Origin of the sequence: Pseudomonas sp. BS3767 (genome assembly GCF_900099665.1) — a bacterium.
GTDB lineage: Bacteria > Pseudomonadota > Gammaproteobacteria > Pseudomonadales > Pseudomonadaceae > Aquipseudomonas > Aquipseudomonas cerasi.
Window position 1 is genome coordinate 85,618 of the sequence record NZ_FNCX01000008.1, and the last position, 13,146, is coordinate 98,763.

At 58.8% G+C, this 13,146-nt stretch carries 10 protein-coding genes; 5 read left to right on the forward strand and 5 right to left on the reverse strand.

Annotation, left to right across the window (positions count from 1 at the left end; genetic code table 11):
* The first annotated feature begins 41 nt into the window (after positions 1-41).
* The 3 genes from dgcB to BLR16_RS21000 are packed head-to-tail and all read left to right on the forward strand — an operon-like array spanning position 42 to position 4,010.
* Positions 42-2,003, forward strand: a complete 1,962-nt coding sequence (dgcB, locus tag BLR16_RS20990; protein WP_074807233.1) for a dimethylglycine demethylation protein DgcB — start codon at positions 42-44, stop codon at positions 2,001-2,003.
* Positions 2,003-3,223: an electron transfer flavoprotein subunit alpha gene (locus BLR16_RS20995; RefSeq protein ID WP_074807237.1), complete on the forward strand. Its 1,221-nt coding sequence runs from the start codon at positions 2,003-2,005 to the stop codon at positions 3,221-3,223. Before dgcB ends, BLR16_RS20995 begins: the two co-directional genes overlap by 1 nt.
* Positions 3,213-4,010 carry an electron transfer flavoprotein subunit beta gene (locus BLR16_RS21000; protein WP_074807241.1) on the forward strand — a complete coding sequence of 266 codons (798 nt, stop codon included), beginning with the start codon at positions 3,213-3,215 and terminating at the stop codon, positions 4,008-4,010. Before BLR16_RS20995 ends, BLR16_RS21000 begins: the two co-directional genes overlap by 11 nt.
* 862 nt (positions 4,011-4,872) lie before the next feature.
* Here the strand turns inward: BLR16_RS21000 and BLR16_RS21010 are convergent.
* Both BLR16_RS21010 and gbcA read right to left on the reverse strand, forming a co-directional pair.
* Complete coding sequence (locus BLR16_RS21010; RefSeq protein WP_074807244.1) at positions 4,873-7,278, reverse strand: fibronectin type III domain-containing protein; 2,406 nt, start codon at positions 7,276-7,278, stop codon at positions 4,873-4,875.
* Between the two features lie 180 nt (positions 7,279-7,458).
* Positions 7,459-8,757 (reverse strand): glycine-betaine demethylase subunit GbcA, encoded by a 1,299-nt coding sequence (gbcA, locus tag BLR16_RS21015; protein WP_058397142.1) that lies wholly within the window; start codon positions 8,755-8,757, stop codon positions 7,459-7,461.
* Positions 8,758-9,066: 309 nt separating this feature from the next.
* Between gbcA and gbcB the strand changes: the two genes are divergently transcribed.
* Positions 9,067-10,167, forward strand: a complete 1,101-nt coding sequence (gene gbcB, locus BLR16_RS21025) for a glycine-betaine demethylase subunit GbcB (protein WP_003372583.1) — start codon at positions 9,067-9,069, stop codon at positions 10,165-10,167.
* Between the two features lie 91 nt (positions 10,168-10,258).
* Here the strand turns inward: gbcB and BLR16_RS21030 are convergent, their stop codons facing one another.
* Positions 10,259-10,525 (reverse strand): hypothetical protein, encoded by a 267-nt coding sequence (locus BLR16_RS21030; RefSeq protein WP_003393668.1) that lies wholly within the window; start codon positions 10,523-10,525, stop codon positions 10,259-10,261.
* Positions 10,526-10,644: 119 nt separating this feature from the next.
* On the reverse strand, positions 10,645-10,875 hold the full coding sequence (locus BLR16_RS21035) for a DUF6124 family protein (protein ID WP_074807247.1): 231 nt from the start codon (positions 10,873-10,875) through the stop codon (positions 10,645-10,647).
* A 377-nt stretch (positions 10,876-11,252) separates the two neighbouring features.
* Here BLR16_RS21035 and BLR16_RS21040 point away from each other — a divergent pair, with 377 nt between their 5' ends.
* Complete coding sequence (locus BLR16_RS21040) at positions 11,253-12,089, forward strand: 23S rRNA (adenine(2030)-N(6))-methyltransferase RlmJ (protein ID WP_072366965.1); 837 nt, start codon at positions 11,253-11,255, stop codon at positions 12,087-12,089.
* Between the two features lie 281 nt (positions 12,090-12,370).
* Here the strand turns inward: BLR16_RS21040 and msrA are convergent, their stop codons facing one another.
* Positions 12,371-13,018, reverse strand: a complete 648-nt coding sequence (gene msrA / locus BLR16_RS21045; protein WP_003432504.1) for a peptide-methionine (S)-S-oxide reductase MsrA — start codon at positions 13,016-13,018, stop codon at positions 12,371-12,373.
* Positions 13,019-13,146 lie beyond the last annotated feature (128 nt).

The following is a 13,146-nucleotide window of genomic DNA, read 5'->3' on the forward strand; positions in this document are numbered from 1 at the left end:
GTCACCCGGACTGCAAGACCGCTTGGTACCTGGAGCTTCAGATGCTAGACACCCTTCTTCCGATCCTGCTGTTCAGCGCCCTGGCCCTTGCGGCGCTGGGCGCCTGGCGGCGGGCAACCCTGTGGCGCAACGGTCGGTCCTCGAAAGTCGATTGGCTGGGTGGTCTGCTGGCCATGCCCAAGCGGTACATGGTCGATCTGCATCACGTGGTCGCGCGTGACAAATACATCGCCAACACCCACGTGGCCACAGCGGGCGGAGCGGTGGCCTCGATTGTGCTGGCGATTCTGGTGCACGGTTTCGGTGTGCATAGCCGCGTGCTTGGTTACGCACTGCTGTTGATGACGGCGGTGATGTTTGTCGGTGCGGTGTTTGTCTATCGTCGTCGTCTCAACCCGCCTGCGCGTCTGTCGAAAGGCCCGTGGATGCGCCTGCCGAAAAGCCTCATGGCGTTTTCCGCGAGCTTCTTTCTGGTCACGTTGCCAGTGGCGGGCATTCTTCCCGAGCACTTCGGCGGATGGGTGCTGGTCGCTGTTCTCGGGCTGGGCGTGCTGTGGGGCGTAAGCGAACTGTTTTTCGGCATGACCTGGGGCGGGCCGATGAAGCACGCCTTCGCCGGGGCGCTGCACCTGGCCTGGCACCGGCGTGCCGAGCGTTTTGGTGGTGGACGTTCCACGGGCCTGAAACCTTTGGACCTGAACGATCGAACCGCACCGCTGGGCGTGGAGAAACCTCAGGACTTCACCTGGAACCAACTGCTGGGCTTCGACGCCTGCGTGCAGTGCGGCAAGTGCGAGGCGGCCTGCCCGGCGTTTGCCGCAGGCCAGCCACTCAACCCTAAAAAGCTGATTCAGGACATGGTGGTCGGTCTTGCCGGGGGCACCGACGCAAAATTTGCCGGCAGTCCCTATCCATCGCTGGACGGCAAAGGCAAGCCACTGGGCGAGCATGGTGGTAATCCGCATCAGCCCATCGTCAACGGGCTGGTGGACGCCGAAACGCTGTGGTCCTGCACCACGTGCCGAGCCTGTGTCGAAGAGTGCCCGATGATGATCGAGCACGTCGATGCCATCGTCGACATGCGCCGCCACCTGACCCTCGAAAAGGGCGCTACGCCGAACAAGGGCGCCGAGGTGCTGGACAACCTGATCGCCACCGACAACCCCGGCGGGTTTGCACCGGGCGGGCGAATGAACTGGGCGGCCGATCTGAGCCTGACATTACTCAGCGAGAAAAAAACCGTGGATGTGCTGTTCTGGGTCGGTGATGGCGCGTTCGACATGCGTAATCAACGCACCCTGCGCGCGTTCGTCAAAGTCCTCAAGGCGGCCGGGGTGGATTTCGCCGTGCTGGGCCTCGAAGAACGCGACAGCGGTGATGTGGCCAGGCGGTTGGGTGATGAAGCGACCTTTCAGATGCTCGCCCGACGCAACATTCAGACCCTGTCCCGTTACGATTTCAAACGTATCGTGACCTGCGACCCGCACAGCTTTCATGTGCTGAAAAACGAATATGGCGCTTTTGGCGGTGACTATCAGGTGCAGCATCACAGCACCTTTATGGCCGAGCTGGTGCGCAGCGGCGCCCTGACGCTGGGCCAGCACAAAGGCGCCAGCGTGACTTATCACGATCCGTGTTACCTGGGCCGTTACAACGGCGAATACGAGGCGCCGCGTGAAGTGCTGCGCGCGCTGGGGATCGAGATCAGGGAAATGCAGCGCTCGGGCTTTCGCTCCCGCTGCTGCGGTGGCGGCGGTGGCGCGCCCATCACTGACATTCCCGGCAGACAGCGGATTCCTGACATGCGCATGGACGACATTCGTGAGACGGCTGCCGAGCTGGTTGCGGTAGGTTGTCCACAGTGCACAGCCATGCTCGAAGGCGTTGTCGAGCCGCGACCACTGATCAAGGACATTGCCGAACTGGTCGCCGATGCGCTGATTGAGGAAGTTATCCCCAACACGCCAGCGCCTGCCAAACGTGAACCCGCGGAGGTGCTCTGATGAGTGACATTATCCGCCGTGATCCACGCGCCGAGTGGATTGCCCGCAATCGACTGCACCCACTGCATGCGGCCATGCAGCCTGCGCAGAGCCGCTGGATGGGGCCGAACGGCCTGATGCGCAAGAACGTGCATGGCCTGGGTTTTATCGGTCCCAACGGCATCAAGCGTATCGACCGTAGCGGCGCTCAGCAGGGCGGCACGGTCAAGCGTTCGGCCGCTGCCGACGTGCAGTTGCCGCTGCATACCATCGTCGAGCCAGCGTTCCATATCACGGTGGTGCCCGATATGGTCGGCGGCCGCCTGAGCAGCCACGACCGCGACTTGCTGGGGCTGGCGTGTCAGCTGGCGGGGGCCGACGGTGCCGTGCTGGCGGTGGTGTTCGGCGAACACAAGGAAACTGCTTTCGACGTTGCTGGCGTGGATCGGTTATTAGTTATCGATGGTGCCGGGTTCGACGGTTATTCACCGGAACAGCGCGTGCAGGGTTTGCGAGCTGTGGATAACCAGTTCAACCCGCGCCACTGGCTGCTACCGGATAGCCGCACCGGCGGTGGCGAACTGGGAAGACGTTTTGCCGCCAGCATCGGCGAGCGACCTGCAACGCGGGTCTGGCAGGTCAAGGACCAGCTGTGCATAAGTCGCGCAGGTGCCGGTCGCGAAGACCTGGTTCGGCCTCTGCCCCGTCTGATTCTGGCCGCTGTAGAGTGCGCTGAACCGGTCAGCGATACCCGTCATGAGGTAGTGCCGGTCGAGTTGTCCACAGGCGTGGCGCGCAGCCTGCCGCGTATAGAGGACCTGGGAGCGGTTGCCGTCGATCCCGGAGTTATCCCCATGGCTGAGGCCGAATTCATTCTGTCTGGCGGCAATGGTGTCAAAGACTGGGATCTGTTTCATCAGGCCGCTTCGGCACTCGGGGCCACCGAAGGGGCGTCGCGGGTCGCAGTGGACGATGGTTTCATGGGCCGCGAGCGGCAGGTAGGCGCGAGTGGCACCTGGGTGACCGCAAGGGTTTATGTCGCCGTCGGTATTTCCGGGGCCATCCAGCATCTGCAGGGCATCGGCGCCTGTGACAAGGTCATTGCGATCAATCTGGATGCGGGGTGCGACATGGTCAAGCGCGCTGATCTATCGGTCATCGGCGAAAGCGCCGAAGTACTTACGGCGCTGATCGCCGCAGTCGAAGCCTGGCGCAGCGGAGGTAAGCGTGATGCAGCCTGAAGTGTCTGTGGATAAGCATGCGGTACAGATCATCAGTCTGGTGTCCATCGGGGCGCACCCGACATCAGGTCGTGCGCGGCGCGCCGAACAGGATGCGCGGGCCGTCGAGCTTGGTTTGCAGCTGGCTGGGGATAACTTGCAGGTACTGCACGCGGGCAATGCCGAAGAACCGGCGCTGCGCGCTTACCTTGGCATGGGGCTCAACGAGCTGCATGTGCTGGAGCAACCCGAGGGCGCCGATGCGCTGATTGCGTTGACTGACTACCTCCGGGATTCTGCCGCGCAGGTGGTGTTGGCCGGCAGTCAGGCTGAAACCGGTGAAGGGTCGGGGATGCTGCCCTTTCTGTTGGCTGAGAGGCTGGGCTGGCCACTGGTGACCGGTCTGGCTGAAGTCGAGTCGTTGAACAACGGCACCGCACTGGTGTTGCAGGCTCTGCCTCGCGGCCAGCGTCGCCGGCTGAAGGTTCGTCTGCCGTTTCTGGCCACTGTGGATAACGCCGCTCCCAAACCTCGACAGAGCGCATTCGGACCCGCACAGCGTGGCACGCTGGACACCGAAAGCGTTCAGGTAGTGGCCGATGAGTTGTTGACGGATCAAGCGCTGCAGCCAGCCAGACCGCGGCCCAAACGCTTGAAGGTCATCAAAGCCAAGAGCGGCGCTGATCGCATGAAAGCCGCCACTGCCAAGGCCAGTGGCGGCGGGGGCCAAGTGCTCAAGGGGTTGCGCCCTGAAGAGGGCGCAGCCGCGATTCTGAAGCTGTTGATCGATGAGGGCGTCGTAAAGTAAGGCTAAGGTCTTGTGCTGCCCTCTTTGGTGGGCGGTTTGCCTTTCTGCTCGGAGAGAGGCTGGAAGTAGGCATACGAAATACTCCCGTCCAGATCACCGCCATTGCTGACCTCGACTTTGACATCCGCGTTTCCGTAACGGCGGTTGAAACTCGAAATGGTGATGGGTAGCAAAATGGCTCGTTTGAACGTCACGCCTGTACGGCCTTGACCAATATCCTTTTCGGGAAGACTTACGCACAATCCCTGTGCGTGTGCCTGTGGATAATGTGTTCGTGAACGTCTGAAGGGCTTGTAGAACGTGGCTTTTGGAGTGGTGTTCAAAAAACGATCAATCTAACTCTTTATTTTCATTGCATTTTTTTGTGGATAAATGCGCACTGCCATCTGCCAGCCACTGGGTTTGCCCACAATCTCTGTGCGCGTGCTTGTGGACAAGTTGTTTGTGATTGCCTGCAAGCCTTGTAAATAAAGGCTTTGAGGGTTTTGTATGAAAAATGATCAAAGCAGGGTTTTGCGTGCAGCGTTGGTTCATTCGGGTGGTTTTTCAGCCATTTTATACGTTGTCCACAGCAGGCCGTGTGATTGGGACGAAGTTGTACCCAAAGTCTGTTGGCGTTTCTGTGGATAAGGTGTTCGTGCTCGTCTGTAGCCCAATGAAATGAAGCTCTACAGAGATTTGGTTAAAAAACATACAGGCTCTGTGACTTAGGTGTTCCATGGTAAGTCGTTGTTGTCCTGACTATTTCAAGGCCCATGAAAAAACGACTTATCCATAAACGCTTTTTGGGCGCTGTGGATAAGTCGTTCAGTTATGACATCGTCACCGTCTGTTTACGAGCCAGAGCCGGTACGCATGAGGCTCACTGCCATTCTTTGGGCCAGTCGCGGAAACCTCTGCCGCCTGCTTGCTCGGTCCAGGGTGCCCATAACGTCGGCACGGTGCCCGGCGCCCAGTCTGGTTGTGAATGGTGAGAATTGATGCAGATGTAAGAGGCACCCGCATGCATCACCTTATTCCCCTTCACGTAGTCAGTATCATCGTCCCATTCAGGCAATGCTTCGCTGGTCGTGGCCTGCACAACGTTGCTGGGCCCAGACAGTTCTAGATCTTTATCGCGTGCACCGACCAGATACTGATAGGTCTTGCCTGGGGTCAGGCCTCTGACGGTAAAAGTCAGTACGGTTGAATCGACGGTCACAGCAGGCGCGTCGAAACTGTAGACACGGTAGACGTCAACGGCAGTACCCCCTGCAGGTGCATCCCATGCCAGTGAAACACTGGTGGTGGTCTCACCTGTCTGACGCAAGTTGCCCGGTGGCGCAGGTCGATCATTGGACGCCTCGGAGTCTGTAGTGGCCAGAAGTTTTTCAGAGGGTCCTGAGCTGTTACCCATACTGTCGGTCGCGATGATGTGATAATCATAAAGGCGGCTTTGCAGAAGGCCTTCGTCGGTGAAGGGAGGAGCTTTGCCCTCGCCTATCGAAACACCCTTGCGGAACAGCTCATAGTGAAACGGACCGCTGGCATCCGTCGAAACACTCCAGTCCAGCGTTATCGATGTGGTGGTCCGCCCGGTTGACCTGAAGTCGACAGGCAATGAAGGTTTATGGGGTTCCGAATCGGTTGTGATTTCTATTAGGTTGCTGACCTCTGACCATTGAAGTTCTTCGTCTCTTGCCACAACGCGGTATTTATACGTACGGCCCGGGGTGAGTTCTTCATCGGTAAACGCATACGTTTCACCGCTGAGCGCTTTAGTAGGCCAGCCGTCCCGGTCAATTTGATACCTGTTGATTGGGCTATCGCTGGTAGACGCTGTCCATGTCAGCGACACACTTTTATCGGTGACGCCTGACAGGCTCAAGACCGGTGTTGTCGGTTTCGCACCACCGCCGCTCCCTGCCTGTGTACTCACGCTGATCGCTGTGGAGAATGCCGAGGTGTTGTCCATGACATCAATGGCACGTACCTGGTAGCTGTACGTGGTGCCGGGCTGAAGGCCGGTATCTTCAAAGTCAGGACGGCTCACCGTAAAGAAGAGAGTGCCGTTACGGAGCACTTCATATTTCAGAACCGGGTTCGTGCCTTCCGAAAGCGACCAGGCCAGTTTCACCGACGTTGGGGTTTGCTCGGTTGATCTGAGGTCAGTGGGTACTGAAGGCTTGTCCGGTACGGGCGTTTCACCACTGGTGAGATAACCGTAGCGGTTCACGAACTCCCAGCTGTATTCCTTGCCATCCTTGTCTTTCCCGGCATCCCAGTTGACCGACCAGGTCATCAGCCCGCGAATCGGGTTGCCGGTGTCTTCCAGCTCTTGCAGTGCATCCTTGACGTCCTGCGGATCGACCACGTAACCGGTGGCGGCGGCGTCATTGTTGGTCGGTAGACCAATGGCCAGCCTGTCGGCCGGAATTTTAGTGAAGCCACGCGTACCGTGGATCAAGCTGTCGGTCAGGTAGTAAAGAAACTCTTTCTTATGGGCGTCGTTGTTTTGAGTGACCCACAGGTTCAGCTCATCGACCCATATGCCATCGCCGCCCTGGTTGTAATACTGAGGCGCGATAAAGTCATAGATGTCTTCCAGCGCATTGATGTAAGCAAGGTAGGCACCGCCGGATCTCAGGGAGTCGAGAAAGGTTACAAATTCTTTCAGGAAAGGAAAATACGTCGTGATCTCTTTCAATATCGGCAGTTTTTTGCTGGCCCTCAGGTAGGGGAACTCGGGGGCCATACTGATAATGAAGTGCTTTCCTTCTGTCTCGTAATGTTCGCGCACCATCCTCAACGCAGCGGGTAATACGGTCCGGTTATCGGCAAAGGTAATCGCAGCTTGTTCAAGGTCGATATCCAGGCCGTCAAAGCCATAGGTTTCAACCAGACGAATAATTTCATAGGCCAGTGCATCTTCCTGACCGGTATATAGCTCAATATGCGCGTCAGCCCCGCCAAGAGAAATCAGCACCGCACGTCCTTGTGCATTCAGTGCTGCCACTTGGGCGCGAAACGCAGCATCGCTCAGGTTATAAGGCTTGAATGTAGGAATGCCGGCACCTTTCATGAAGGCCACGGCCACGACGTTATACGCCTCGGGTATGTCGGTCAGCGCCATCTCTTTGAACAGGCCTTGCTGGTAACCTTGACCGGGTTCGGAAGGCCAGTTATGCCAGAACCCCATGAGAATCTTTTTGCCTCTTATGTCCGGCATGGCCGAGGCTGCATCGACTGTTTTATTTTTATATTGATTAATGTTTTTTGGGCTGAGCATGGTCCGTGTCTCCGTCCGTTGGATTGACTGCAACGGGAGTTGATCACGAAAGATTTTTTTGGGTAACTGTCAGAAATGACGGTATCGGCGCGAGGGTTTTTGTGTCGGCGTGGTCAGTTCAGACTCACTTCGTGAATGAAGTGAGTCTGACTTGATGGGTCGCGTTGGCGGGGGCAATCTCTATTCGTGATTCACCGCCACACCCTTCAAATACGGCGCAGGTTCTGCGCCAAGGTTTTCCAGCATGCGCGAGCTGTACCAGTCGACGAAGTTGACCACGCCGAACTCATAGGTTTTCGAATAAGGGCCGGGTTGATAGGCGCTGGAGTTGATGCCGCGCTGATTTTCTTCGGCAAGACGACGGTCCTGATCATTGGTGGCGTCCCAGACCTGACGCATACGCTCAACGTCGTAATCCACGCCTTCGACCGCATCCTTGTGGACAATCCATTTGGTGGTGACCATGGTTTCCTGCGCGCTGATCGGCCACACCGTGAAGACGATGATGTGATCGCCCATGCAGTGGTTCCAGGAATGCGGCAAATGCAGAATACGCATCGAGCCCAGGTCAGGGTTCTGAATGCGGCCCATCAGTTTCTTGCAGCCGACCTTGCCGTCCATGGTCATCGACACGGTGCCTTTGAGCAGCGGCATGCGCACGATACGGTTACGCAGGCCGAAACTGGCGTGGGCGTACGGGATTTTCTCGGCGTCCCACGCAGCAGCAGACGCGGCCACATGATCCTTGAAGGCCTGATCGGCACGCGGGTCGGTGACGTCGTCCCATTCCAGCAACGTCTTGAGCAATTCAGGGTGCGAGCCGCCACAGTGATAGCACTCGCGGTTGTTTTCCAGCACCAGCTTCCAGTTGGCCTTTTCCATCAAGGTGGTTTGCACGGCCACCTTGGTATTCTCCATGTCATACGGTTCCATGTAGTGCCGCAGCGTCGAGAGGAACTCGTCAATGGCAGGCGGGTTTTCCGCGAGGCTGATGAAAATGTAGCCACCTGCGGTCTTGACGTGCACCGGCTTGAGGCCGAACTGCTTCATGTCGAAGTCGTCGCCCATTTCAGTGCCCGCATACAGCAGACGACCGTCCAGCTCATAGGTCCACTGGTGATAGTGGCAAACCAGTTTGGCGACTTTGCCTTTCTCGGCAGTACACAGGCGCGAGCCGCGATGGCGGCATACGTTGTGGAATGCGTTGACGATACCGTCCGGGCCGCGCACGACCAGGATCGGGTTCTTGCCGATCTGCAGCGTCAGGTAATTGCCCTTGGTCGGGATTTCGCACGTCATCCCGGCAATCAGCCACTCCTTGTGAAAGATTTCCTGCATGTCGATTTCAAACAGTCGCTCATCACTGTAGAAAGGCTGCGGCAGCGAGTACGTGCGCTCGCGATTCTGCAGCATCTCGGCAGTGGCCTTGCGTGCAGGTTCCAGCGGATCGCCCAGGCTCAAGGTTGCGGTGACGTCCATCGATTAAATCCCTCATGACCGCGGCATGGGCGGCCTGCGAATGTGGCTGATACGGGTGTGATCGCGTTTCACGCATGACGATAGATCAGTCGACCATGCTTATGACCCTTGGTGGCGAGTGTGGAGCCGGGCGCGCAGCGAACCTTATCCATGGGCGACATGGCCGCATCCGTTCCCGACGCGACAGGCCTTGTTGCGCGGGGCTGGTCGCGGTAAGTACGTGAATGTCGTTGATAGGTAAATGGCCGTCTCGCGCGTTACGCAGAATCCGCAGCATGAGAGGCCGACAGTCGGCCGTGGAGATCGAGTATGTCCCAAAGTTTCCTGAGCCCGGTCACGACCCAGACATGGGCCAACGGGCGTCACCTGGTACGTGTCGTCAAAGTCATCCAGGAAACCTGGGACGTGCGCACGTTCTGCTTCATGGCCGACCAGCCGATCATGTTCTTCTTCAAGCCGGGCCAGTTCGTGACCCTGGAGCTGGAGATCGACGGCCTGCCGATCATGCGCTCTTACACCATCTCCAGCTCGCCATCGGTGCCGTACAGTTTTTCGATCACCGTCAAACGCGTGCCGGGCGGCAAGGTTTCCAATTACCTGCATGACACGCTGATTGAAGGACAGGAGCTGGCGGTACACGGGCCGGTCGGGCTGTTCAACGCCATCGACTTCCCGAACCCGAAGATTCTCTACCTCAGCGGCGGGGTCGGCATCACGCCGGTGATGTCCATGGCGCGCTGGTTCTACGACACCAACGCCAACGTCGACATGGTCTTCGTGCACAGCGCGCGTTCACCGAAAGACATCATCTACCACCGCGAGCTGGAGCACATGGCCTCGCGGATCGACAATTTCAGCCTGCACCTGGTCTGTGAAAAGCATGGTCTGGGCGAGCCGTGGGCCGGTTATCGCGGCTACCTGAACCAGAAAATGCTCGAGCTGATGGCCCCGGACTTCATGGACCGTGAGGTGTTCTGTTGCGGACCGACGCCGTACATGACAGCGGTCAAGCGTCTGTTGCAGGAGAACGGCTTCAACATGGCGCAATACCATGAAGAGTCGTTCGGTGCGACGCCGCCCGAGGCCAGGGCAGACGCCGTCGAGCAGGCCGAAATCGCCGCCGACGCGCCCGACATCGACATCGCCGACCTGCATCAGGTGGAATTCACCGACACTGGCAAGAGCATCCGCGTCGGGCCGGGCGAAACCGTGCATGCCGCCGCCGCCAAACTCGGCCTGATGATCCCCAAAGCCTGCGGCATGGGCATCTGCGGAACCTGCAAGGTCATGAAACTGAGCGGTGAAGTCGAGATGGAGCACAACGGCGGCATTACCGACGAAGATGTTGCAGAGGGGTACATTCTGTCCTGCTGCAGCGTGCCGAAGGGCGATGTGCGGATTGAGTACTGAGCACGCCTGAAACTGTGTGGCGCAAAGGGTCACGAACGGCATACCCACGCGGAGCATGGGTACGATAGACGTTCTTTAGGGCGCCTACCGGCTAAGATCCACTGTGACTCTGCTTATAAGCCGCCAGCGCGGGCAGCAGTTGCTGGTCGATGGCCTGACGCACGGCGGGGAGGAGGGTGGCGCTGCCGGTCAGAAGTTGTTCTACCAGACGTCGCAAGGCGGTCGCGCGTTCGGCGTTGAGGCCGCAGACGGCGTTTGCACAGGCTTGTTCAGCGGTTGCGCCGCCGGGGGCTTCGAAGCCCAGGGCTCTGAGCTGGCCGAGCAGGTCTTCCTGGTCAATCAAATCCGCGTGCATCATGACGTCTGTTCCTTTGATCGGGCTTGTTCCGATTCTGGAAGGACAACCGCCTGCGGGCAACCCCTGCCTGTCGTGCGTGGCAGGATTGGCTACAAGTGTGTCGTTTTCAGTTCATGCGGTCAGTCGGTTTGCAGGTTGTCTATGGTTCTGTCGACCATGACCTTGGCCATTTCCACCAGGTGCATGATCGAAAGCGTCATGTCGCGCTGGGTGCCGGTCATGCTGTCGCTGAATGCACAGGCGCTGGTGGCGGCGCAGCGCAGCAGGTCGCTGGCATGCATCAGAGCGTCTTCCTGGCTGACGTTGGCGCTGACGGTGAAGAGGGGCGGATCGGGGACGATTTTTAGCATGTGATGTATCTCCTGGAGTTTTAGAAGACCATCACCGTCGGCTACTAATCGAGGGTGGTGATCATGCGCAGGTAGTAGCCCGGTCCAGGAACCCCGGTGCATCCAAAGATGCCCCACGCACGACCACCATAAAAGCGCAGGCCGTGAACGGGCACCTGCACAAGGTGGCGCAATGCGCCTGGATGACGAGGGCTACTAATCCTCACCGCTGAATATGCAGCGACGGGCGCAGAGTAGAGATCGAAACAGGCAGGCACAAGGGGCCGGGAGTTTCTCGGAAATTTCCTTCAAGTGAAAGAGACCAGTCCCGCAAATTCGTTACAAATTCTTGTTCATTGCTCAGGTTTGCTAAACTGCGCAGCTTGCCAGGAGCTGCCATGAATTACCGTCACGCCTACCATGCCGGCAACCACGCCGACGTCTTCAAACACCTGACCCTGACTCGCCTGATCGCCCTGATGGCGCGCAAGGAGCAGCCGTTCGCCTATCTCGACACCCACGCCGGGCTCGGCCTGTACGACCTCAAAGGCGATCAGGCCACGCGCACCGGAGAATGGCTGGAGGGTATCGGCCGTCTGTGGAACGCCACGGACCTGCCTGCGCTGACGTCCGACTATCTGCAAGTGCTGCACGACATGAACCCGGATGGCGAGCTGCGCTACTACCCCGGTTCGCCGGAGCTGGCTCGCCGCCTGACTCGCGAGCGCGAGCGTGTGCTGCTCAACGAGAAGCACCCCGAAGACGGGCGTCTGCTCAAGGAGAACATGAAAGGCGACCGCCGTGTGGCGGTGCATCTTGGGGAAGGCTGGCATGTCCCGCGCGCCTTGCTGCCCGTGGCGGAAAAGCGTGCCGTCATGCTCATCGACCCGCCATTCGAGCAACTCGATGAAATGAAGCGTTGCGCGGTTGCGCTCAAGGAAGCCATCGGGCGCATGCGTCAGACAGTGGCGGCAATCTGGTACCCGATCAAGGATACCCGCCTGCTGCGCCGCTTCTATCAGGACCTGGCAGAAACCGGCGCGCCCAAACTGTTGCGCGTTGAACTGTTCGTCCATCCGCTGGACACACCGGCCAGCCTCAACGGTTCAGGCCTGGCCATCGCCAACCCGCCTTGGGGTCTGGAAGAAGAATTGCGCGAGCTGATGCCGTACCTCGCCCAGAAACTGGGCCAGACCCAGGGCGGCTGGAAGATGGACTGGTTAATTGCGGAGTAGGCTTGCCTGCATCCATCACTGCGTGCCCATGCGGAGCACTCAGCGTTGTACACAGATCCTGGCAAGCCCAGAAGACTGTGCAGGGCGTGTAGGTGCGTACCGTGCAACGCTTCGCTGGTTCGCGATCTGCCGTGAACCGGCAGCAAAACCGCTTGCCTCGGTGCATCAGATACAGCCGAGGTGGCCGGTTTTGGGGCCGCTTCGCAGCCCATCGCGGACAAGTCCGCTCCTACGCGCTCCGGGCAGAAGCCCGTTTCCTGACGCCCCGGCAGGGGCGTGTCTCAAGCCGGCATGCACACACCCGTGCCGCCCAGCCCGCAGTAGCCCTGTGGGTTCTTGGCCAGGTATTGCTGGTGGTAGGCTTCGGCAAAGTAAACCGTCGGTGCCTGCTCGATTTCGGTGGTGATGCTGCCCAGACCGGCCTTGTTCAGTTCCGCCTGGAAGGTCTCTGCACTGGCTTTGGCGGCGTCGAGCTGCTCGGGAGTGGTGCAGTAGATCACCGAACGGTACTGAGTGCCGATGTCATTGCCCTGACGCATGCCTTGAGTCGGGTTGTGTACTTCCCAGAACACTTTGAGCAGGTCTTCGTAGCTGATTTTTGCTGGCTCGTAGACCACCAGTACCACTTCGGTGTGGCCGGTCAGCCCGGAGCAGACTTCTTCGTAAGTCGGGTTCGGAGTAAACCCGCCTGCGTAGCCGGCGACAGTGCTCACCACACCGTCCTGTTGCCACAGACGACGTTCTGCGCCCCAGAAGCAACCCATGCCGAAGATGGCGAATTCGACATTGCTCGAAAACGGCCCCAACAGCGGATTGCCGTTGACGAAGTGGGTTTCCGGAAGTGCCATAGGTGTTTCACGACCCGGCAGTGCTTGTTCGGCGGTAGGCAGTACGTTTTTGTTCACTAGAATTTCCGAGCGCAAAGTCATGAACCATATCCTCTCGTGTGGAGATCGGCAGCGGGGCCAGGACGGATGATCAATACAAATACATAAGTCCCGTTACACGCAGAAACAAGTGCTGCCGTGCAATAACAGGCGGACAGTGTGCCCGAGAG

Coding starts and splice junctions, on each gene's coding strand:
- gbcA (WP_058397142.1), bottom strand. CDS start 8,757: ATGGACGTCACCGCAACCTTGAGCCTGGGCGATCCGCTGGAACCTGCA.
- BLR16_RS21040 (WP_072366965.1), top strand. CDS start 11,253: ATGAATTACCGTCACGCCTACCATGCCGGCAACCACGCCGACGTCTTC.
- msrA (WP_003432504.1), bottom strand. CDS start 13,018: ATGACTTTGCGCTCGGAAATTCTAGTGAACAAAAACGTACTGCCTACC.
- BLR16_RS21010 (WP_074807244.1), bottom strand. CDS start 7,278: ATGCTCAGCCCAAAAAACATTAATCAATATAAAAATAAAACAGTCGAT.
- BLR16_RS21035 (WP_074807247.1), bottom strand. CDS start 10,875: ATGCTAAAAATCGTCCCCGATCCGCCCCTCTTCACCGTCAGCGCCAAC.
- gbcB (WP_003372583.1), top strand. CDS start 9,067: ATGTCCCAAAGTTTCCTGAGCCCGGTCACGACCCAGACATGGGCCAAC.
- BLR16_RS20995 (WP_074807237.1), top strand. CDS start 2,003: ATGAGTGACATTATCCGCCGTGATCCACGCGCCGAGTGGATTGCCCGC.
- BLR16_RS21000 (WP_074807241.1), top strand. CDS start 3,213: ATGCAGCCTGAAGTGTCTGTGGATAAGCATGCGGTACAGATCATCAGT.
- BLR16_RS21030 (WP_003393668.1), bottom strand. CDS start 10,525: ATGATGCACGCGGATTTGATTGACCAGGAAGACCTGCTCGGCCAGCTC.
- dgcB (WP_074807233.1), top strand. CDS start 42: ATGCTAGACACCCTTCTTCCGATCCTGCTGTTCAGCGCCCTGGCCCTT.